The following is a 943-nucleotide window of genomic DNA, read 5'->3' on the forward strand; positions in this document are numbered from 1 at the left end:
TCGACGCGATGGCCGTCTCTCATCTACGCAACACGCCCATCAAGGGCAAGTCGTACACCACTCCCGTGGACGCAACCTAAGCGGGTGCGTCGGGCGTCGTTCGTCTGCAACCAGTTGGCTACCGGCGTGGCGGCAGCATGTGAACCGAGATGGCGCATCTTGAGCGGTGGATCGAACAACTGCTCTCACCCGAGCTGACTCCCCGGAGCTACGCACCGCCATGTCTGTGCGGGCCGACGACATCAACGAGGCCAAACAAGCCTTGCGGAAGTCACTGGCTGACGGAGAACGCCGACTTGAGCGGGTCGAGGACGAGTACGACGCCGAAGAGATCACGAAGGTTGAGTACCGCCGACGCCGAGCCAAGATCATGAAGCAGGTAGACGCCGGCCGGGCAGCACTCGCCAAGGCCACGCGGTCACGAGTCCACACCCGCCTGCCGTCCGGCACCGATCTGCGCAGGATGTGGAACGACAGGGACAACACCTGGAGACGCACCATTCATCAGCTCGGTCATCGAGCGCACTGAGGTATCCCGGCATCCGGCAGGCGTGGCTACCAACCTGACCCCAACCCAAAACGAAGACCCCGAGGCGTTCAGTCAGCGCCTCGACCTCCACCGGGCGCAGGTGCTCCGTCAGCGGGTATTCGTGCAGTGGTGGGCGTGGCCCGTCCTTCCAACAGATGGCCATGCTTGCGATTAAAGACTTTTCTTCGCATGTGCGACTCAACCTTGTGCCTGACTATCTGATGCCACTTCCGCATCCAAGCCGCAGCGCCTGAAAGCGGCCAAAGATACTGCCACACCAGTCCAAAAAGGCCCGGCTCAAGATCAAAAGGGTCAATCACTCCAACCGGGTGCTCACTGAACTGATCTCAACAAGATTCGCGTAGGTATTTGTATTCGAAGTGGGTCAGGTGTAGCGCGGCGGCGACGATGTCA

The 943-nt window shown here is 60.7% G+C and carries 1 protein-coding gene; it reads left to right on the forward strand.

Going from position 1 to position 943, the window contains the following annotated elements:
• Positions 1-226: 226 nt before the first annotated feature.
• A complete protein-coding gene (locus ACLQ25_RS32700) occupies positions 227-529 on the forward strand; it encodes a hypothetical protein (RefSeq protein ID WP_425734587.1) in 303 nt (100 codons plus the stop codon).
• Positions 530-943: the final 414 nt, after the last annotated feature.

This window comes from Micromonospora sp. DT44 (assembly GCF_049841635.1).
Classification (GTDB): Bacteria; Actinomycetota; Actinomycetes; order Mycobacteriales; family Micromonosporaceae; genus Micromonospora.